The sequence below is a fragment of the Bradyrhizobium sp. BLXBL-01 genome (assembly GCF_051853025.1).
GTDB lineage: Bacteria > Pseudomonadota > Alphaproteobacteria > Rhizobiales > Xanthobacteraceae > Bradyrhizobium.
The window spans coordinates 6,437,010-6,455,563 of the sequence record NZ_CP182471.1 but is presented as its reverse complement, the minus strand read 5'-3'; the positions used below and the strand labels follow the sequence as shown (position 1 = coordinate 6,455,563).

22 protein-coding genes are annotated in these 18,554 nt (G+C 64.4%); 18 read left to right on the top strand and 4 right to left on the bottom strand.

Annotation, left to right across the window (positions count from 1 at the left end; translation table 11 throughout):
* Window positions 1–443: 443 nt before the first annotated feature.
* From ACNJYA_RS30030 to ACNJYA_RS30015, 4 genes are all read right to left on the bottom strand, one after another.
* On the bottom strand, window positions 444–1,079 hold the full coding sequence (locus ACNJYA_RS30030) for a MarR family winged helix-turn-helix transcriptional regulator (RefSeq protein WP_172786973.1): 636 nt from the start codon (window positions 1,077–1,079) through the stop codon (window positions 444–446).
* A gap of 814 nt (window positions 1,080–1,893) precedes the next feature.
* Window positions 1,894–3,219 carry a flagellar protein export ATPase FliI gene (gene fliI, locus ACNJYA_RS30025; protein WP_439401168.1) on the bottom strand — a complete coding sequence of 442 codons (1,326 nt, stop codon included), beginning with the start codon at window positions 3,217–3,219 and terminating at the stop codon, window positions 1,894–1,896.
* 36 nt (window positions 3,220–3,255) lie between these two features.
* Window positions 3,256–3,984 (bottom strand): flagellar basal-body rod protein FlgF, encoded by a 729-nt coding sequence (gene flgF, locus ACNJYA_RS30020; RefSeq protein WP_172786971.1) that lies wholly within the window; start codon window positions 3,982–3,984, stop codon window positions 3,256–3,258.
* Between the two features lie 3 nt (window positions 3,985–3,987).
* Window positions 3,988–4,776, bottom strand: coding sequence for a DUF1217 domain-containing protein (locus tag ACNJYA_RS30015; protein WP_260382458.1), 789 nt, complete (start codon window positions 4,774–4,776; stop codon window positions 3,988–3,990).
* 142 nt (window positions 4,777–4,918) lie between these two features.
* On the opposite strand from ACNJYA_RS30015, the gene motA reads away from it, so the two are divergent.
* The 18 genes from motA (at window position 4,919) to ACNJYA_RS29925 (ending at window position 18,400) form a co-directional block, all read left to right on the top strand.
* Complete coding sequence (gene motA / locus ACNJYA_RS30010) at window positions 4,919–5,815, top strand: flagellar motor stator protein MotA (RefSeq protein ID WP_172786969.1); 897 nt, start codon at window positions 4,919–4,921, stop codon at window positions 5,813–5,815.
* A complete protein-coding gene (locus tag ACNJYA_RS30005) occupies window positions 5,812–6,753 on the top strand; it encodes a flagellar motor switch protein FliM (RefSeq protein WP_172786968.1) in 942 nt (313 codons plus the stop codon). The genes motA and ACNJYA_RS30005 overlap by 4 nt, the downstream gene beginning before the upstream one ends.
* Window positions 6,734–7,048, top strand: a complete 315-nt coding sequence (locus ACNJYA_RS30000) for a hypothetical protein (RefSeq protein ID WP_172786967.1) — start codon at window positions 6,734–6,736, stop codon at window positions 7,046–7,048. The genes ACNJYA_RS30005 and ACNJYA_RS30000 overlap by 20 nt, the downstream gene beginning before the upstream one ends.
* A 76-nt stretch (window positions 7,049–7,124) precedes the next feature.
* Window positions 7,125–7,499 carry a flagellar motor switch protein FliN gene (fliN, locus tag ACNJYA_RS29995; protein WP_172786966.1) on the top strand — a complete coding sequence of 125 codons (375 nt, stop codon included), beginning with the start codon at window positions 7,125–7,127 and terminating at the stop codon, window positions 7,497–7,499.
* Window positions 7,500–7,501: 2 nt separating this feature from the next.
* Window positions 7,502–8,542, top strand: coding sequence for a flagellar motor switch protein FliG (locus ACNJYA_RS29990; protein WP_172786965.1), 1,041 nt, complete (start codon window positions 7,502–7,504; stop codon window positions 8,540–8,542).
* A 13-nt stretch (window positions 8,543–8,555) separates the two neighbouring features.
* Window positions 8,556–9,641, top strand: a complete 1,086-nt coding sequence (flhB, locus tag ACNJYA_RS29985; protein WP_439364148.1) for a flagellar biosynthesis protein FlhB — start codon at window positions 8,556–8,558, stop codon at window positions 9,639–9,641.
* Window positions 9,642–9,705: 64 nt separating this feature from the next.
* Window positions 9,706–10,107, top strand: coding sequence for a flagellar basal body rod protein FlgB (gene flgB / locus ACNJYA_RS29980; RefSeq protein ID WP_172786963.1), 402 nt, complete (start codon window positions 9,706–9,708; stop codon window positions 10,105–10,107).
* A gap of 11 nt (window positions 10,108–10,118) precedes the next feature.
* Window positions 10,119–10,535, top strand: a complete 417-nt coding sequence (gene flgC, locus ACNJYA_RS29975; RefSeq protein WP_172786962.1) for a flagellar basal body rod protein FlgC — start codon at window positions 10,119–10,121, stop codon at window positions 10,533–10,535.
* 2 nt (window positions 10,536–10,537) lie between these two features.
* Window positions 10,538–10,867 carry a flagellar hook-basal body complex protein FliE gene (locus ACNJYA_RS29970; RefSeq protein ID WP_212254429.1) on the top strand — a complete coding sequence of 110 codons (330 nt, stop codon included), beginning with the start codon at window positions 10,538–10,540 and terminating at the stop codon, window positions 10,865–10,867.
* Between the two features lie 16 nt (window positions 10,868–10,883).
* Complete coding sequence (flgG, locus tag ACNJYA_RS29965) at window positions 10,884–11,672, top strand: flagellar basal-body rod protein FlgG (RefSeq protein WP_172786960.1); 789 nt, start codon at window positions 10,884–10,886, stop codon at window positions 11,670–11,672.
* A 13-nt stretch (window positions 11,673–11,685) separates the two neighbouring features.
* Window positions 11,686–12,162 (top strand): flagellar basal body P-ring formation chaperone FlgA, encoded by a 477-nt coding sequence (gene flgA / locus ACNJYA_RS29960; protein ID WP_439401167.1) that lies wholly within the window; start codon window positions 11,686–11,688, stop codon window positions 12,160–12,162.
* Complete coding sequence (gene flgI, locus ACNJYA_RS29955) at window positions 12,159–13,289, top strand: flagellar basal body P-ring protein FlgI (protein ID WP_128263899.1); 1,131 nt, start codon at window positions 12,159–12,161, stop codon at window positions 13,287–13,289. The genes flgA and flgI overlap by 4 nt, the downstream gene beginning before the upstream one ends.
* A 67-nt stretch (window positions 13,290–13,356) precedes the next feature.
* A complete protein-coding gene (locus ACNJYA_RS29950; RefSeq protein ID WP_439401166.1) occupies window positions 13,357–14,121 on the top strand; it encodes a MotE family protein in 765 nt (254 codons plus the stop codon).
* Window positions 14,122–14,823: a flagellar basal body L-ring protein FlgH gene (gene flgH, locus ACNJYA_RS29945; RefSeq protein WP_439401165.1), complete on the top strand. Its 702-nt coding sequence runs from the start codon at window positions 14,122–14,124 to the stop codon at window positions 14,821–14,823. It begins immediately after the preceding gene.
* Between the two features lie 33 nt (window positions 14,824–14,856).
* Complete coding sequence (locus ACNJYA_RS29940) at window positions 14,857–15,300, top strand: flagellar basal body-associated FliL family protein (protein WP_172786956.1); 444 nt, start codon at window positions 14,857–14,859, stop codon at window positions 15,298–15,300.
* Window positions 15,297–16,037: a flagellar type III secretion system pore protein FliP gene (gene fliP, locus ACNJYA_RS29935; protein WP_128263897.1), complete on the top strand. Its 741-nt coding sequence runs from the start codon at window positions 15,297–15,299 to the stop codon at window positions 16,035–16,037. The genes ACNJYA_RS29940 and fliP overlap by 4 nt, the downstream gene beginning before the upstream one ends.
* 264 nt (window positions 16,038–16,301) lie before the next feature.
* Window positions 16,302–17,210, top strand: coding sequence for a flagellin N-terminal helical domain-containing protein (locus ACNJYA_RS29930; RefSeq protein ID WP_172786955.1), 909 nt, complete (start codon window positions 16,302–16,304; stop codon window positions 17,208–17,210).
* 275 nt (window positions 17,211–17,485) lie between these two features.
* Entirely contained in the window at window positions 17,486–18,400 is a 915-nt protein-coding gene (locus tag ACNJYA_RS29925; RefSeq protein ID WP_172786954.1) for a flagellin N-terminal helical domain-containing protein, read from the top strand.
* The last annotated feature ends 154 nt before the right edge of the window (window positions 18,401–18,554 follow it).

Below are 18,554 nucleotides of genomic sequence, written 5' to 3'. Positions count from 1 at the left end.
CGACTTTCGCGAAGGTGAGGGAGGCCAGAAGGAATTCGGCTCCCGGGAGAGCGCGGCATAAGCCGTCCGACCATCGCGCAGGGAAGGCCGAGTGCTTGGCTACACCTGTATGCTGCTGTGCGGTTCTTTCTGCGTGTGCTTTTCGCGCAGCGGACCGCGGGTGCCAGTCGGCACCCGGTCTTCCCTGCGCCCTCTTGTCTATGAGGGCGGCGAGACCAGTAAAGCTCGGGCGAAATGCGCCGCGAGGCTGTGAAGGCGTGTCTGCGTTCAAAATGCCAGGTGGAAGAGCGAAGCTGCACCCACATACTCCGTCATTGCGAGGAGCCCTTGCGACGAAGCAATCCAGAATCTCTCCGCCGAAAGACTCTGGATTGCTTCGCTTCGCTCGCAATGACGATGTTGATGGAGCGCATGCCGCTCCTTGGCGGCCGATCCGCTGCGCCTCAGCCCTGGCTCGCCACGCGGTCGCGGTCGAGATGCTGCTCGATCTTGGGACGGTCACGCGTGCGCTCGAAGCTGGTGCAGAGCAGCTCGGTCTCCTCGAGCGAGATCGGAGCACGATAGAGCCGGCACATGAACTCGGCGTTTCCACGTCCCTTGCCGGTGCCCGGGCCGCGCTCTGCGAGAAACATGCAGTCCCGGCAGATGCTCGCTTCGAGCCGCTGATGGGCCGCATCGAGGTGATTGAGGATCTCGCGGAGAGAGTCGCGCAGCTTGATGCACTCGTCGGTCCCGAGCGCCGTCACCGCGTTCACCACGTGATTGATCGGATCGTGCTGGCTCAGGCATTTCTCGCCCTGGGACGTGACATTCAGGACGACGGAACGCTTGTCCTCGTGCGACGGCTTTCGTACCAGGAACGACTTGCTCTCCAGAGTCTTCACGATCTGCGATGCAGTCGCTCGTGTGGCGCCGATGAAGCCGGCCAGTGCGGACGGCGTGCGCGAAAACCTGTTGGCGCGCCCGAGAAAGCGCAGCGCCATCCACTCCCGATCGCGCAATCCATGCTGATTGCCCTCGAAATACCAAGCCCTCGCCGCCTGAACCAGCAGCTCGACGGCTTCCCGCGCCAATGGCATGAATCTACCTCGTCCCCGGAACTTCGTCTGCGGCGTCCCGAAGCCGCTTTGCGCCCTGAGTGTCAGACGAGCATGTCGGATCGAACTCTTGCACAAAGGCACGGATCGCAACGCGCTCGACCTGGGCGGATGAGCGTCGCATCGTCCGGAGCGAGAAGCCGTATCGCTGATGGCATGCCGACAGCGTCGTCGTCGCGCGGGAGCTCGGGTTGCCGTCGCCGGCGAACGGTGGACCGGAATAGCTCAACCGAAGCCCCCAAAAGTTCAAGTCACAAGCAGACGTTTCTTCTACTCAACCAAAACGATGGATGAGCTTCTCAACAAAATCAAGTAGAGACCCTCTCGCAGACTGGATGTCGTTGCAGGCGAATGTAACGTTCAAGACAATTTCACTTCCAGAGACACATGATAGTGAACGCAATACGCTGCCCCGCGCGCAACATGCACGCAACTATACGACGGTTTGATTGCACGGCACGTTGTTGTCTGGCGTTGATGCAAATTGATCGAAGCTTGTGCATCACGACCGTGTTTGGCGGCACGTCATCCACAACTTGTGCGTTCTGCCGAGGAATCGTCGAGGGAACTCGTTGGAATTACACGTGACGGTTGTTCCCGCACTGCTTGCAGATCGACCCTTCGATTGCTTGCATCGCGTTTGCGGGCTTGTGCTCACCTGAACGGGTGAATTCGCTCAAGAGAAAAATCGGCGACCGGTGTGCATGCGCATGCGCTGGAAGCGTAGCGACATGCGCAATCTCCTGTCGAAAACCACCGGCACGGCGCGCGGCAGGCGCCTCGCCCTCTCAATCCGTCAGTCGCCCTTGAGCATGTCCCGAAGCTCGCGGAACGGATCGGCGCTCGGCGGGGACGACGCGCCTTGCCGCATCGCGCTGTAGATTCGCGGGACCATCTCGACCGCCTGGTCGAGACTCGAATCACGTCCCGGCTGATAGCCGCCCATCAGGCGAAGGTCGCGCGTATCCTCGTATTTCGCGATCATGGCGCGCAGCTTGCTCACCAATTCGCGCTCCTCCGGGTCCCAGACGTTGTGGGCGAGGCGGGAGACCGACGCCAGAACGTCGACGGCCGGATAGCGCGCCTGGTCTGCGATGTGCCTGGAGAGCACGATGTGCCCATCGAGCGTGCTGCGGATGGTGTCGGCGATGGGTTCGTTGTGATCGTCGCCGTCGACCAGCACGGAGAAGATCCCGGTGATGGTGCCGGATCCCTCCTCGCCCGGGCCGGCGCGCTCGAGCAGGCGCGGCAGATCGGTGAAGACGGTCGGCGCGTAGCCGCGTGCTACCGCGGGCTCGCCGGCGGCGAGCGCGACCTCGCGAGCGGCGTGGGCGAAGCGGGTGATCGAATCCACCATCAGCAGGACCGATTCGCCGCGGTCGCGGAAATATTCGGCGACCGCCATCGCCGTCTTCGGCGCCAGCCGGCGCATCATCGGGCTTTCGTCGCCCGTCGACACGATTGTGACAGCGCGGTGACGGTCGTTGCCCAGCACGTCCTCGATGAACTCGCGCACTTCGCGGCCGCGCTCGCCGACCAGGGCGAGCACGACGGTGTCGAAGCCCTGGCTGCGGGCGAGCATCGCGAGCAGCGTCGATTTGCCGACACCCGAGCCGGCAAAGATGCCGACGCGCTGGCCGGCGCAGATCGGCGCGAACAGGTCGATGACGCGCACGCCGGTGCGCAGCGGCTTGTGCACGCGTGCGCGCTTCATGGCCGACGGCGCTTCGGTCTCGGCCGAGACCGCCTGCGCCCCTTGCGTGAGGGGCCCCAGTCCGTCCAGCGGCGCGCCGAGGGCGTTGATGACGCGGCCCTTCCAGCTCGGATCGGGCGCAAAGGACAGAGGCGGCATGCGGGAGGCGACCGAGCCGAGCCCGCCGCCGAATTGCCGGTCGAACGGCTTGGCAATGATGCCGTCGCTGTCGATTCGAACCACCTCGCCGATCTGGCGCTTGCCGCCGCAATCGACGCCGATGAGCTCGCCGAGCCTGACGAAGCGCGACAGGCCGGAGACGCGGAAATGCGTCGGCGCGATCTCGGAGATCGCGCCGCTGACGCTTGCCAGGGGAGTGCTCTGCTGAAGCTCCAGCAGCGCCCACTCGAGTTGCCGAAGAGCGTTCAAGGAAACCGTCCAACCTTATTGCGCACGCGGCACACTCTACTTGCCGGGTTCGCCGAGCGTCCGGATCGCGTTCTGCAGCGAGCTCTCGGTGCCCTCGATCATCGAGTTGGTGCCGTCGAAGGCGCGCGAGGCCGCGATCAGCTTGGTCAATTCCATCATCGGATTGGCGCCGGAGCCCTCGACATAACCCTGCTTGAAGCCGTCGCGGGAGAAGTCCGCGATGGCGGTCGCGGGCCGGTCGGGCGTCACGCCGGAATTGCCGTAGCGTTCGAGATTGGCGTCGGCCGGGATGCTGAACAGGCCGATGGTGCCGATCTCGTTGTTGTCCTGGATGATCGCGCCGCTGCGCGCGATCGAGATCGGTCCGCCGTTCGGGTCGAGCGTGATCTGCGCGCCGCCGGAATCGACGACCGGAAAGCCGCTCACGGTCTGAAGATCGCCGTTGGGGGCGATCTGGAGCCTTCCGTCGCGCGTGTAGACCGTGCCGTTCGGACCGGCGAAGGCGATCCAACCCTGGCCGACCACGGCGACGTCGAGCGGGTTGCCGCTCTCGGTGATGTTGCCCATCTCACGCGAGATGATGTTGTCGCCGGGCGAGGAGAACGCCACCGGCGTCGGGCCCGCCTTGGACAGCACGGTCTCGAACTTCACCACGTCGGTGCGGAACGCCGCCGTGTTGACGTTGGCGACGTTGTTGGCGATCGTCTGCAGGCGCTTTTCGAGGGCGACCTGCGCCGACAATCCCACATAGAGAGCCGATTGCATGACTTACCTGTTGAACTTGATGTTCTGAAGCGTCGCCAGCACGTTGGTATCCATGCTGACCGACGTCGCGGCGCCGGCGATCAGGACCAGCGCGGGATTGGTCGAGCTGTCGTTCTGGGCCTGGGTCGCATCCCACATCGCCGCAAAGCGCTGCACGAACTTGGTCACCTTGGCCGGGTCCTGGAAGTCGGCGAGATTGATCTTGTCCGCGATCATCTTGGCCTGGGCGTCGATGTCGGCCGAGCTGATCGTCGCCGGCAGGCCGAGCGCGGTCTGCACCACCTGCGTCAGCGCCTTGTCGGCCAGGACCTGGTAGGCGGTCGTGATGGTGGAAGCCTTGCGGGTGAAATACAGCGCCAGCCGCAGGCCCTCGTTCTGGTCCCCGGCCTTCTCCTCCATCGTCTGCGTGACGAACTGGGTCGCCGTCCCGGTCGTGGCCGCGGCGGTCTGAGTCGCCTTGTCGCCGAGCGCGGCGAAATTGAAGGCGGTTGCGAATTGCCGATAGCGGACGTCGGTCAGCTTGTTGGCGAAGGCGTCCTTGCTCGCGACCCCCTCGGTCAGCACCTTGCGCATGAACGCTTTGGCGTAGGTCATGTCGCTGAGGCCATAGGCCTTCATCGCATAGGAGTAGAGACGATAGTCCTTCAGGAAGTCGTCGATGGTCTTAACCTTGCCGATATGGCTGAGGAAGTAGTCGGTCTCGCGGCTGACATCCGGCTGCTGCGCGACCTGCGTCAGCGACTTGCCCATGTCCTTGGTCAGCCTGGTGTAGTCCGCGATGGTGGATAGCATGACACGCGCCCCTCTGGCGCCGTTTGCGACGCCGCTTCAAGCTGCCGCCAATTGCTTGCGCGGGGCTGGCGACCTCGAAGCCAGCTTCGCGCAAGCGTCGCCGACTAGGTATTCCCGGTGGGATCGGCGATGGAGCGGCGCGTTGGGCAGTTTCGTGGGGATTTTCATCACGGTAGCGGCGCTGCTCGGCGGTTTTGCCGCCATGGGCGGGCACCTGGCCGTGCTCATGCAGCCGTGGGAATTCGTAATCATCATAGGCACGGCGGTCGGCACCTTCATCGTGGCCAATCCGTGGAAGACGGTCGTCGACAGCGGCGTCGCCTGCATGCAGGCCATCACCAACGCGGTGCCGGGACAGCGCTATTACCTCGACCTGCTCGGCGCGCTGCACGCCTTGATGCGAGAGCTGCGGGGCAAGGGCCGCAACGAGGTGGAGGCGCATATCGACGACCCCTCGAACTCCGAGATCTTCAAGGCATTCCCCAGCGTGCTCGGCGACCCCTCGCTGCTCCAGTTCATCTGCGATTACGTCCGTCTCATCATCATGGGCAATGCGCGCACGCACGAGATCGAGGCGCTGATGGACGAGGAGATCCACACCATCGTCAAGGGCAAGCTGGCTCCTTACCATGCACTGGTGACGGTGTCGGAGGCGATGCCGGCCCTCGGCATCGTCGCTGCGGTGCTCGGCGTCATCAAGGCGATGGGCGCGCTCGATCAGTCGCCGAAGCTGCTGGGCGGCTTCATCGGCGCCGCTCTCGTCGGCACCTTCGCCGGCATCTTCCTGTCCTACGGCATCATTTCGCCCTTCGCGATCAAGATCAAGATGATGCGCGAGAAGAAGTGCCGGCCCTACATCATCGTCAAGCAGACGCTGCTGGCGTTCATGAACGGCGCCATGCCCCAGATCGCGGTCGAGCACGGCCGCAAGATGATCTCGAGCAGCGAACGTCCCTCGATCGACGTCGTCGAGAACGAGACGATCGCAGGTCCCAAGGCCGTCGTTGCCGACGCTGAACCCAAGGCGGCGCGCGCATGATGATGGAAGACGCCGAGGTCGATCAGCGCAAGCAGCTGCCGAACTACCTGCTGGACGCTGCCGGCATATCGATCGACCGTATGCCGATGCTCAATGTGATCTTCGATCGCATGGCGGCATCGTGCACCGACAGCCTGCAGCCGATGGCCGGAACGCCCTGCTATTTCTCGGTCAACGGCATCACCAACGATCCGCTCGGCGACATCATCAAGGACTACGAGGGCAACGCGGTCGCGGCCGTCCTCTATGCCGAGCAGTGGGACTCGCGCGTCATCATCATGCTCGACCGCGACTTCGTGTTCACGATGGTCGAGGCGATGTTCGGCTCCGACGGAGCGGAACCGCCGCTTGACGTCGAACGCACGTTCTCGAACATTGAGATCCGGCTGGTCCAGGCGCTGTTCGAGCGGTTCGCCAAGGCGCTGCAGGGCGCCTTCGCCGGAACGTCCAACGTCACTTTCCGCGTCGAGCGTGTCGAGACCGCGATGGCGTCGCTGGCGATCGGACGCGCCAGCAACATGTCGATCTGCGCGAACATGATGGTGCAGGCGCTCTACCGCGGCGGTCAGATGTTCCTGATCATTCCGCACTCCGCGCTCAACCCGCTCAGGCAGAAGCTTGCAACCGTCACCGCCAGCGACGGCCGCACGACCGATCCGCGTTGGCGCGAGCAGATGGAGAGCGAGGTCCAGCGTACCGAGGTGACGCTGAGCGCGGTGCTCGACGAGAAGATGATCTCGCTCGAGGACGTCGTGAAGTTCAAGGTGGGGCAGGTGCTGGAGCTGGAGGCCACGCCGCGCACGCTGGCTCGCCTCGAGAGCAACAATCAGGTGCTGTTCTGGTGTCAGATCGGCCAGCTTGATGGCTATTACGCCATGCAGGTGTCCGATCCCGTCGATCAGAAGCGGGAGTTCGTCGATGATATCCTATCTCGTTGATGCCGTGCTGCTGATCGCGCTCGCCTTCACCAGCATGCGGGTGACCCGGATGCACCGCGAGCTGGCGCGGTTGCGCAGCTATCAGGGCGAATTCTCGACCATCGTGCACGAGACCGCGGGCGCCTTCGACACCGTGATTACCGCGGCGCACGATTCCACCGCAAATCTCGGACGCCTTGCCAACGTGCTGAGCACGAAGATCGATCAGGCCCACGAGGCGATCGCGGCGCTCGACGCGCGGAGCGGGCTCGCACCAATCGCGACGGCGGCGACCGCCGATCTGAACAAGCACTGAAGCCCTCACCCGGCAGAAGAATACGACCGGAACGCCGCGGCGCTCCGGCAGCGGAAATACCAAGAGGCAATACCAAATGGCGCAATCCTTCGACTATGAGTCTGCATCTGCATCGACTGAGGCCGAGACGTCACCGCTCGAACGCCTGGCCGAGATCGCCCAGCGCACGGCCGAGGAGACCGGCAAGTTCGCCAATGTCGACGCTATCCTGCGCATTCCCGTCACCATGCAGGTGGTGCTGGGATCGGCGACCATTCCGGTGGCGAACCTGATGAAGCTCGGACGCGGCGCGGTGGTCCCGCTCGATCACCGGGTCGGTGAGCCCGTCGATGTCGTCGTCAACGGCCGCATCGTCGCCCGCGGCGAGGTGGTCGTCGTCGAAGAGGACAATTCCCGCTTCGGCGTCTCGCTCACGGAGATCGTCGGGCCGCTGGGGCAGGGTGATACCTGACCATGGCGGCACCGGTCGGCATCGCTCCCGTCAAGCAGCGAGGCGTTACCACGCTGGGCGGCACGGAAAAGGTCGCCGCGCTCCTGCTGGCCATGGGCCGGCAGGCGGCCGCGAGCGTGCTGCAGCAGTTCGAGCCGCAGGAGATCCGCATCGTCACCAAGGCGGCGGCGGAGCTGCGGCCGATCACCGCGCAGGAGCTCGAGGGAATCGTCGAGGAGTTCGCCCAGCAATTCTCGATGGGCGCGAACATTCTCGGCACCCTCGGCGGTCTGGAGGCCGTGCTCGGCGACGTGCTTCCGGCTGATCAGGTTTCGGCGATCATGACGGACCTGCTCGGCAATTCGAGCCGCTCTGTGTGGGACCGCGTCTCGTCGGTGTCGGAAAATTCGCTGGCCACCTATCTGTCCAAGGAGCATCCGCAGACCGCGGCGCTCATCCTGTCCAAAGTCAAGCCGTCCTGCGCCGCCAAAGTGATGAGCCAGCTGCCGTCGAGCCTGCGCAACGAGTTGATGCGGCGCGTGCTCAGCCTCAAGCCGATCGTTGATGACGCGATGAAGGTCCTCGAGAAGACCCTGCACGAAGATCTGACGTTGAATTTCGCCCGCAACCTCGGCGCCGACACCTACGCTCGCGTCGCCGACATCATCAACAAGATGGAGCGCGGCCACATCGAGGACATCCTGAAGAGCCTGTCGGAGAAGCGTCCGAAGTCGGCCGAGGTGCTGAAGGAGCTGCTGTTCACCTTCGACGACGTCATCAACCTGGCGCCGAAGGCGCGCACCATGATCTTCGACCAGGTTCCGACCGACCGCATCGTGGTCGCGCTGAAGGGCACCGACAAGCATTTCCGCGAGGTGATCCTGTCCGCGGTCGCCTCGCGCGTCCGCCGCGTCGTCGAGGCCGAGCTCGCGATCGGCGAACCGTCGAACCAGCGCGACGTGCTCGAGGCGCGCCGTGTGATCACCGACCTCGCACTTGACCTCGCGGAGAAGGGCGAAATCGAGCTCAACCCCGACCAGGAGGATGAGCTGGTCTTCCGCTGACCGCTAAACGGGCATGGCAGAAACATCCGATCAGGAGAGCAAGACAGAAGAGCCGACCGAGAAGAAAGTCCGCGATGCGCTCGAACAGGGCAAGATTCCGGTCTCTCGGGAGGCCTCCATTTTCGCCTCGATGGCCGCGCTGATGGTGATCCAGGCGTTCCTGATCGGCCAGGGCGTGCAGCAATTGACGCCGACCCTGAAGAGCCTCCTCGACGATCCCGAGGGCTTCCCGCTCTCCAGCGGCGCGGACGCGCAGAACCTGCTCACCGTGGTCGGCCTGCAGGCCCTGCGGTTCCTGGTGCCGCTGGTCGTCATCCTCGTTGTGTTCGGGCTCGCCGCCTCGCTGCTGCAGAACGCGCCGCGCTTCGTGCTCGAGCGCATCAAGCCTGACTTGTCGCGAATCTCTCCCGTCAGCGGCTGGAGCCGGTTGTTCGGAACGCAGGGCCTGATCGAGTTCGCCAAGTCGCTGTTCAAGCTTGGTGCGGTGACCGCCGTCGTCGCCTTCGTGCTGCGCGCGTCCGAAGCGAAGGCATTCGAGGCGATGTACACCGATCCGGTCGCGCTGCCGGAGATGATCCTCAACATCGCGATGCGCATCGTCTCGGCGATCTGCATCGCCACCATCGTCCTGGTGGCGATCGATCTCGCTTGGGCGCGCTTCCATTGGCGGCGCGAGCTGCGCATGACCAAGCAGGAGATCAAGGACGAGCACAAGCAGGCGGAAGGCGATCCCTTGATCAAGGCGCGCCTGCGCTCGCTGGCGCGCGACCGTTCGCGCCAGCGCATGATCGCCTCGGCCTCGCGCGCGACGCTGGTGATTGCCAACCCGACGCACTTCGCGATCGCGCTGCGCTACAAGCGCGAGGAAAGCGCCGCGCCGCTCGTCGTGGCCAAGGGCATGGACGTGATCGCGCTGAAGATCCGCGAGGTCGCCGAGCAGAACCGAATCCCCGTCATCGAAAACAAGGCGCTGGCGCGCGCGCTCTACGAGGCGGTCCAGGTCGACCAGGTGATTCCGGCGGAATTCTTCCGGCCCGTCGCGGAGATCATCTACTTCCTCCAATCCAAGCAGACGCCGCGGCCCGAGAACGTCCGATAGATTTCCGCGGATGGTGCTTCGCGCAACAGCTTGACGAAAGCTTAACGCCCTAGGCTCGTCCCGAATGGATCAGAATGGGGCCGTCGTGGGACCGCTTTATCTCTTCGAACTCGCATCGTCGCAGGCGCGCTATCTCGAGCTGCGTCAGTCGACCATCGCCACCAACGTCGCCAACGCCAACACGCCGGGCTTTCGGGCCCGCGACGTCGAGCCGTTCAACAAGGTGCTCGACGGCATGCCGGTCAGGCTTGCGACGACGTCGCCCTCGCACATGCAGTTGTCCGCAGCCGAGACCGATACGCGGGCGACCGCGAAGAAGGACAGTTGGGAAGTGGTTCACTCCGGCAACTCCGTCAGCCTCGAGCAGGAAATGATCAAGGGCAACGACGTCAATCGCGACTATTCGATGAACGCGGCGATCGTGCGGTCGTTTCACCGCATGGTCCTGTCGAGTGCAAAAGCCTGAGGTGAACTGAGATGCTGGACTCACTGAGCGCCTCTCTGACGGTCGCAAGCTCCGGGCTCGAAGCGCAGTCGACGCGCATGCGCATCGTCTCGGAAAATCTCGCGAACGCCACCTCGACGGGACGCGCCGCCGGCGCCGATCCGTATCAGCGCAAGACCATCACCTTCGACGCCGCGATGGACCGCGCCTCGGGCGCGCAGCTCGCGAAGGTCAAGGAGATCGGGGTCGACACCACGCCCTATCGCGTCGAGTACGATCCGGGGCATCCCGCCGCCGACAAGGCCGGCTACGTCAAGCTGCCGAACGTGAACATGATGATCGAGATGGCCGACATGCGGGAAGTCAACCGCTCCTATGAAGCCAATCTCCAGGTCGTAAAGCAGGTGAGGTCCATGCTCGGCATGAGCATCGACCTCCTGAGGAGCTGACCATGCTTGAAGCGATTTCATCCACCGCGATTTCCGCAGGGCAAGCGGCGAGCCGCGCGACCGAGACGCAGGCCGTCTCGCCTGCCGCGACAACCTCGGTACAGGCCACTGACGATGTCGGCTTCGAATCGGTGATGAAGCAGGTGACGTCCGACGCGATCGGGACGCTGAAGGCGGGCGAAGCCGCATCGATCTCGGCAATGCAGGGCAAGGAATCGACGCGCCGCGTCGTGGAGGCGCTGATGTCGGCCGAGCAGGCCCTGCAGACGGCGGTCGCGGTTCGCGACAAGGTCGTGCAGGCCTACCAGGAAGTCGTTCGGATGTCGATTTGATCTGAAGGAGTGACAAGTGAAATCGCTCGCCATTGCGGCCACGGGCATGAACGCCCAGCAGACCAACATCGAAGTCATCGCGAACAACATCGCCAACATCAACTCGACGTCGTACAAGCGGGCGCGCGCCGAGTTCACCGATCTGTTCTACCAGATGGACCGCATGCAGGGCGTCGCGAACACCAACGGCTCCTCGCCGATTCCGGAAGGCGCCAATCTCGGCCTCGGCGTCAAGTCCGCGGCGATCCGCAAGCTGCACATCCAGGGAGCGCTGACGCAGACCGGAAACCCCTACGATCTCGCGATCAACGGCCGCGGCTGGTTTCAGGTGCTCGGCCCCAACAACGAGGTGCAATACACCCGTGCGGGCTCGTTCAACACCAATGCCAACGGCCAGCTCGTCACCATTGACGGTTACCTGCTGGACCCCGCGATCACGGTGCCGCAGGGAACGGTGGAGGTCACCGTCAATGCCACCGGCCAGGTGTTTGCCAAGCTCGATACGGAAGTGAATCCGCGGCAGATTGGCCAGCTCAACCTCGCCAATTTCGCCAACGAAGCGGGCCTCGAGCCGCTGGGCGGCAATCTCTACAAGGAGACCACGGCGTCCGGCACGCCGGTCGTCGGGCTGCCGGGCGATGCCGGCTACGGCAAGATCAACCAGAAATATCTCGAGGCCTCGAACGTCGACCCGGTCAAGGAAATCACCGAACTGATCTCGGCGCAGCGTGCCTACGAAATGAATGCCAAGGTCATCCAGGCCTCGGACGAAATGGCCCAGACGGTCTCGAAGGGCATGCGCTAGTTCCGGTGTCTCGATGTTGAACAGGGTGAGCCTGATCGTGCGCGGGTTGGCCGCCGTACTGCTGGTACTCGTCGCGGCGCGGGGCGCCGCGGCCGAGGAGAAGCGGCTTCCCGTGCCGGCCGTCTCGATCCGCGCCGGCGAGCTGATCCGCGAAGAGATGATCACCGAGCGCGCCTTCGCGCCGAGCCTGCTCGGCGTTGCCATGTTCATCGAGGGACGTCAGGTCCTGGTCGGCCGCATGGCGCGGCGCGCGCTGTTGCCGGGCCAGCCCATTCCAACCAATGCGGTGGAGGATCCCTGGACCGTCGCGCGCGGCGCCATGGTCAAGGTCGTGGTCGAGGACAGCGGCCTGTCCATCGTCACTTACGGCTCGGCGATGCAGTCGGGTGCGGCCGGTGCGCTGATCCCGGTGCGCAACACGGACACCGGCGTGATCATCAGGGGCGTCGTCCAGCCGGACGGCACCGTCAAGGTCGTGGACGGGTCATGACCAGACTCCTGCTTGCGCTCATCCTGCTGGTGTCTGCCGCCAGCGCCCAAGCCGCCGTCCGCATCAAGGACATCGCGGACATCAAGGGTCTGCGCGAAAACCAGATCGTCGGCTACGGCCTTGTCATCGGCCTCAATGGCACCGGCGACACGCTGCGTAACGCGCCGTTCACCGAACAGTCCCTGCAGTCGATGCTCGAGAACATGGGCATCAACGTCAGGAACGAGACCACGAGCACGAACAATCCCCCGCGGCCGACCACGCTGCGCACCCGCAACGTCGCAGCGGTGATGGTGACGGCGGACCTTCCGCCTTCGATCGGGCCCGGCGAGCGCATGGACGTCACCGTCTCGTCGCTCGGCGATGCGACGTCGCTGCTCGGCGGCACGCTGGTGATGACGTCGCTGCGCGCGGCGGACGGCGCGGTCTATGCAGTGGCACAGGGCGCGATCACGGTTGCCGGTTACAGCGTCGGAGGCCAGGCGCAGAACGTCAGCCAGGGCACGCCGACGGCCGGACGCATCCCGAACGGTGCGCTGGTCGAACGCGAGGTGCAGGGAAGCCTCCACGAGATGGAGTTTCTGGTGCTCCAGCTGAAGAACCCCGACTTCGTCACCGCAACGCGCATCCTCGACGCGGTCAACCGCTACGCCGGCGGTCGCTACCGCGCGCAGATCGCGTTCGAGCGCGACTACCGCACCATCGTGCTGTCGAAGCCGCGTCATGTCGGCCCTGTCCGCTTCCTCGCCGAGATCGGCGAATTGGTGGTCGAGCCGGACACGCCGGCGCGGGTCGTGATCAACGAGCGCACCGGCACGGTCGTGATCGGGCGCGACGTGCGGATATCGACCGTTGCCGTGACCCACGGCAATCTGACGGTTCGCGTCACGGAGATGCCGGTTGTGTCGCAGCCGGCGCCGTTCTCGCGAGGACAGACGGTGGTCGTCCCGCAGACCGTGGTCGAAGCCAACGAGGCCGGATCGCAGGTGGCGATCCTGAGCGGGGTCGACCTCCAGCGCCTGGTGCGCGGGCTGAACCAGATCGGCCTCAAGCCGTCAGGGATCATCGCGATCCTCCAGGCGATCAAGACGGCAGGCGCGCTGCAGGCCGACGTCATCGTGCAATGATGCGCAAGCGTCATGCAAGCTTGGTCGCTCAATGCTCAGGTCTGAAGCGAGAATCGCACGCGGCCCGATGCTGAAGCTGGATCACAAAGCCAAACTCCTCCTGCTGGCCGCGGCAACAATGCTCGCGAGCGTCTCGCCGGTGCTCGCCCTGGACGAGGCCAAGCCCTCGAAACCGCTCAACCTGCTCTCCTTCGCCCGTGCTCGTGCGGGCGGACCGCAGAAGCCGCAGCCGCCGGCCACCGCGACACCTGGCGAGAATGCGTCGGTCCGGGCCACGGCATGGGCGGCTGAAGATTCGGGCCCCGTCGTCACCGGCGCGGTGCCGGCTCCGGAAACGCCGACACCTGCGCCCGCGCCGGTCCGTCCGGCCAAGCCCGGCAGCGTCACGGCGCCGCCGAAGCCAGCGCTGCCGCAGGCCGCGCCGGCTCCCGACAACGAAATCGCCCTGTTCTGCAGCAACGTCGCCGATCCCGCCGTCGACGCAAGGCTGGCTTGGCAGCTCAAGGAGCTCGAGAAGGCCGAGAGCCTGCTGCGCGAGCGCATCGCGGAAGTCGAGGCCAAGCGCGTCGAATACGAGAAGTGGATGGCGCTGCGCGACGACTTCCTGAAAAAGGCCGAAGCCAGCGTCGTCGAGATCTATTCGCGCATGAAGCCCGAAGCTGCGGCGACCCAGATCGCCGGCATGGCCGACGAGACCGCCGCCGCCGTGCTCGCCAAGCTCAGCCCGCGCAGCTCGAGCGCGATCTTCAACGAGATGGACACGGCACGCGCGGCGCACCTCGCCGACCTGCTCGGCGGCATGCGTCGCGTGGACGACGGAAAGACCAAATAGATGAACAAGCCGATCCTCTCCCTCCTCGCGGCGTCCGTGCTCCTGGCCGGGTGCTATCATGATCCGGCCGAAGTCCTGATCGGTCCGCAGATGTCGCCCGTCGGCAGCGGCCTGCGGATGCAGGCCGATCCGATCCCGGTGACGCCGCGCATGCGCACGCCCGTCAGCTACCGCTCCACCTGGGACGACGGCACCGATCTCTACCGCGATCCCCGCGCCCGCCGCACCGGCGACGTCGTGACGGTGATCATCTCGATGCAGGACAAGGCCAAGCTGGACAACAAGACCGGCCGTTCGCGCGATTCGCAGGTGAAGTTCGGGCTCGACTGGCTGATGGACGTCGCCGGATGGAAAGACACGGGTTCGGCCAACGCCAATCTCAGCAGCAACACCCAGATCAAGGGCAACGGCCAGATCGACCGCACCGAAGACATCAAGCTGTCGATCGCGGCCATCGTCACCGACGTGCTGCCGAACGGCAACATGATGATCAGCGGTTCGCAGGAATTTCGCGTCAACACGGAGATGCGCGTGCTCAACGTCGGCGGCATCGTGCGTCCGCGCGATATCTCGCGGGCCAATACGATCTCCTACGACAAGATCGCCGAGGCGCGCGTGTCCTATGGCGGGCGTGGAAACCTATCAGACGTGCAGCAGCCTGGATGGGGACACCGGATCTATGATGCCGTGGCACCGTTCTGAGACCGGCACCGCGTCGCGATGGCAGGGGACGCCATGCGCCTGATCGCCGCCATCGTCGTGCTGACCCTGATCGCGATCGGCGCAGGCGCGGTTGCCGGCCTGCATCTGATCGCAACCGCCGAGCGCGTTGCCGACGCGAAGAAGAGCGCCACACCGCCGCCGATCGCCTCGAGCTACGCCGGCAGCGCGCGGCTCAGGAAATTGTCCCCGATCGTGACCAATCTCGCCGCGCCGGCCAACAATTGGGCACGCATCGAAGCCTCGATGGTGACCGACAGCATGAGCGACGAGGATGCCGGCATTCTGGCCGCCCATATCAGCGAGGACATCGTGACCTATCTTCGGTCGGCGACCGTTACCCAGTTCGAGGGATCGCGCGGGCTCCAGCATCTGCGCGACGACCTGACCGAGCGCGCCAATATCCGCTCGTCGGGCAAGGTCCGCGAATTGATCATCGAGACGCTGGTGATCCAGTGAGGGTGAAAGTCCTGCTGCTTGCGTTGGTTCTGGTCGTGCTGCCCGAAGCGGCGCTGGCCCAGATTCCGGACCTGAATTCCCTGCTGCCGCCCGGAAACGGCTCGACCAGCGGCCGGATCATCCAGCTGATGGCGCTGATCACGGTGCTGTCGGTGGCGCCGGGGCTGCTCATCATGGTGACGAGCTTCACGCGATTTGCGGTGGCGTTGTCGTTCCTGCGCGCCGGTCTCGGCCTCCAGACCACACCTGCCAACCTGGTGCTGATCAGTCTCGCGCTGTTCATGACCTTCTACGTGATGGCGCCGACCTTCGACCGGGCCTGGGAGAGCGGCGTCCAGCCGCTGATGAAGAACGAGATATCGGAGGAGGAGGCCTATCTGAAGATCACGGATCCGTTCCGCGAGTTCATGCTGGCCCATGTCCGCGACAAGGATCTCCAGACCTTCGAAGCGCTCGCCGCCGAAAGCTTCCGCAGGAAGTTCGACGACAAGCGGATCGATCTGCGCGTCATCATTCCGGCCTTCATGATCTCCGAGCTCCGCCGCTCGTTCGAGATCGGATTCCTCATCATCCTGCCGTTCCTGGTGATCGACATGATCGTGGCGACGCTGACCATGTCGATGGGCATGATGATGATGCCGCCGACGATCCTCGCGCTGCCGTTCAAGATGCTGTTCTTCGTGCTGATCGACGGCTGGAATCTGCTGGCCTCCGGACTGGTCCGCTCGTTCTCGTGAGCGCCGCGATCGCCGGCCGGCCCTTTATGGTTAAGCGAAACGCACTGGTTATGGTTAGCGGGGCGTAATGTTAACCATATGATTTCACTGCGGAATTCAAGCCCATCTTAATCCGGAAGCAAGATTCGGCGTGCTAGCAATGCGGCACGGCGGGTTGGACCCATACAGATCGGTCCAAAGGCATGATGCCGCCCTTCCGTACCGGTGAAAGCCCGGTATGTCCCCTCGTGAAAATGTAAACGCGTACATAAAGGGACATTCGCAATGTCAAGCCTGCTTACGAACTCGACCGCCATGACCGCACTCCAGACGCTGCGGTCTGTGGGTTCGCAACTCTCCACCACGCAGAACCGGATCTCCACCGGTCAGCGCGTGGCCACCGCTTCGGACAACGCCGCCTATTGGTCGATCGCCACCTCGATGCGCGCCGACAATGCCGCGCTCTCCGCCGTCTCCGACTCGCTCGGTCTGTCGGCTGCGACCGTCGACACCGAATATACCGCTCTGACCACGGTCATCGGTGACAAGGACTCCGGTCTGACCAAGCTCCAGTCGCTGCTAGTGCAAGCCAAGACCGCGGGTATCGACCGCACCAAGATCCAGGCGGACGTCACCCAGATCCAGCAGCAGATGAAGAGCACGGCCAATGCCGCGACCTTCAACGGCATCAACTGGCTGAGCACGACGACCGGCACCACGCCGACGAGCTTCAGCCTGGTGTCGTCGTATTCTCGCGTCGGCGGCACGCCCACCATCGGCTCGATCACCGTGACGACCGCCAACTACACGCTCTACTCGACCACCCAGACCGGCATTCTGGACACCGTGGCCGGCAGCGCCTCGGTCGACACGATCAACATCTCCGCGCTGACGGACTCGGCAGCCGACCAGACCACGCTCGATGGCTACATCGCGCAGGTCACGACCGCCATCAACTCGGTGGCCGCGTCCGCCGCCAATCTCGGTGCCGTCAAGAACCGTATTTCGACCAACACGGAGTTCGTGAAGTCGCTGATGGACTCGGTTGACCGCGGTGTCGGCCAGCTCGTCGACGCGGACATGAATGCGGAATCCACCCGCCTTGCCGCGCTTCAGGTTCAGCAGCAGCTCGGCGTTCAGGCGCTTTCGATCGCCAACAACAGCAGCCAGAGCATCCTGTCGCTGTTCCGCTAAGGCTTGGATCATCGGGGGAGGGCCGCGCTTCTCGCGAAGCGCGGCCCCTTTCGTTTGGCGTCACGCTGCGCACGCCGTCATTTCGGCTGCCAGTTGCAGGCAGAGCACAGAGCCACAAGCCCCGCACAAGCTTCGCTCGTTAACCTCCCCGCTACGACAGATTGGGCCTTGAACCCGCGTTTGCGGCACGCCCAAAGGCATGACGCCGCTCTGTCGTACCGGTGCAAGCCCGGTATGTCCCCTAAGCTCGTTTCAATCTTCAAAGGGACATCAAAATGGGTTCTAGCCTTCTCACCAACTCCTCCGCCATGACCGCGCTCCAGACCCTGCGGTCTGTCAGCGCGCAACTCGCCACCACGCAGAACCGGATCTCCACCGGTCAGCGCGTGTCCACTGCTTCGGACAACGCCGCCTACTGGTCGATCGCGACCTCGATGCGCTCCGACAACGCCGCACTGTCCGCGGTCTCCGACTCGCTCGGTCTGTCGGCTGCGACCGTCGACACCGAATACACCGCTCTGACCTCGGTGATCGGCGACAAGGAATCCGGCCTGACCAAGCTGCAGGCGCTGCTGGTCGAAGCCAAGACCGCGGGTATCGACCGCACCAAGATCCAGGCGGACATCACCCAGATCCAGCAGGACATGAAGCTCAAGGCCAATTCGGCCACCTTCAACGGCATCAACTGGCTGAGCACCACGACGGGTACCACCCCGACGAGCTTCAACCTCGTCTCGTCCTACTCGCGTGTCGGCGGAACCCCGACGATCGGTTCGATCACCATCACGACCGCCAACTACACGCTCTACTCCACCACGCAGACCGGCATTCTCGACACCGTGGCCGCCAGCGCCTCGGTCGACACGATCAACATCTCCGCGCTGACCGACTCGGCGGCCGACCAGACCACGCTCGATGGCTACATCTCGAAGGTCACCGCTGCGATCAACTCGGTGGCCTCGGCCGCTGCCGATCTCGGTGCGGTCAAGAACCGCATCTCGACCAATACGGAATTCGTCAAGACGCTGATGGACTCCGTGGATCGCGGTGTCGGCCAGCTCGTCGACGCCGACATGAACGCGGAATCGACCCGGCTCCAGGCGCTGCAGACCCAGCAGCAGCTCGGCGTTCAGGCGCTCTCGATCGCCAACCAGAACAGCCAGAGCATCCTGTCGCTGTTCCGCGGCTAAGCGGCGCTTTCGAAAACGACCGTGCTCCCTCAGGGAGCACGGTCCCCGCCGTGATGGTGGGCGCCCCGACACGCGATGTGCCGGCAATCGACCTCCCGACGTCATACTTCTGGCGCCACGCTGCAGCCGGTCGGGCTGCCGTGCGCCCGATCGC

Excerpts from the sequence above, each read along its gene's own strand:
- ACNJYA_RS30030 (WP_172786973.1), bottom strand. The coding sequence starts at position 1,079 with ATGCCATTGGCGCGGGAAGCCGTCGAGCTGCTGGTTCAGGCGGCGAGG.
- flgF (WP_172786971.1), bottom strand. The coding sequence starts at position 3,984 with ATGCAATCGGCTCTCTATGTGGGATTGTCGGCGCAGGTCGCCCTCGAA.
- ACNJYA_RS30015 (WP_260382458.1), bottom strand. The coding sequence starts at position 4,776 with ATGCTATCCACCATCGCGGACTACACCAGGCTGACCAAGGACATGGGC.
- ACNJYA_RS30005 (WP_172786968.1), top strand. The coding sequence starts at position 5,812 with ATGATGATGGAAGACGCCGAGGTCGATCAGCGCAAGCAGCTGCCGAAC.
- ACNJYA_RS30000 (WP_172786967.1), top strand. The coding sequence starts at position 6,734 with ATGATATCCTATCTCGTTGATGCCGTGCTGCTGATCGCGCTCGCCTTC.
- fliN (WP_172786966.1), top strand. The coding sequence starts at position 7,125 with ATGGCGCAATCCTTCGACTATGAGTCTGCATCTGCATCGACTGAGGCC.
- ACNJYA_RS29990 (WP_172786965.1), top strand. The coding sequence starts at position 7,502 with ATGGCGGCACCGGTCGGCATCGCTCCCGTCAAGCAGCGAGGCGTTACC.
- flhB (WP_439364148.1), top strand. The coding sequence starts at position 8,556 with ATGGCAGAAACATCCGATCAGGAGAGCAAGACAGAAGAGCCGACCGAG.
- flgB (WP_172786963.1), top strand. The coding sequence starts at position 9,706 with ATGGATCAGAATGGGGCCGTCGTGGGACCGCTTTATCTCTTCGAACTC.
- flgC (WP_172786962.1), top strand. The coding sequence starts at position 10,119 with ATGCTGGACTCACTGAGCGCCTCTCTGACGGTCGCAAGCTCCGGGCTC.
- ACNJYA_RS29970 (WP_212254429.1), top strand. The coding sequence starts at position 10,538 with ATGCTTGAAGCGATTTCATCCACCGCGATTTCCGCAGGGCAAGCGGCG.
- flgA (WP_439401167.1), top strand. The coding sequence starts at position 11,686 with ATGTTGAACAGGGTGAGCCTGATCGTGCGCGGGTTGGCCGCCGTACTG.
- flgI (WP_128263899.1), top strand. The coding sequence starts at position 12,159 with ATGACCAGACTCCTGCTTGCGCTCATCCTGCTGGTGTCTGCCGCCAGC.
- ACNJYA_RS29950 (WP_439401166.1), top strand. The coding sequence starts at position 13,357 with ATGCTGAAGCTGGATCACAAAGCCAAACTCCTCCTGCTGGCCGCGGCA.
- flgH (WP_439401165.1), top strand. The coding sequence starts at position 14,122 with ATGAACAAGCCGATCCTCTCCCTCCTCGCGGCGTCCGTGCTCCTGGCC.
- ACNJYA_RS29940 (WP_172786956.1), top strand. The coding sequence starts at position 14,857 with ATGCGCCTGATCGCCGCCATCGTCGTGCTGACCCTGATCGCGATCGGC.
- ACNJYA_RS29930 (WP_172786955.1), top strand. The coding sequence starts at position 16,302 with ATGTCAAGCCTGCTTACGAACTCGACCGCCATGACCGCACTCCAGACG.
- ACNJYA_RS29925 (WP_172786954.1), top strand. The coding sequence starts at position 17,486 with ATGGGTTCTAGCCTTCTCACCAACTCCTCCGCCATGACCGCGCTCCAG.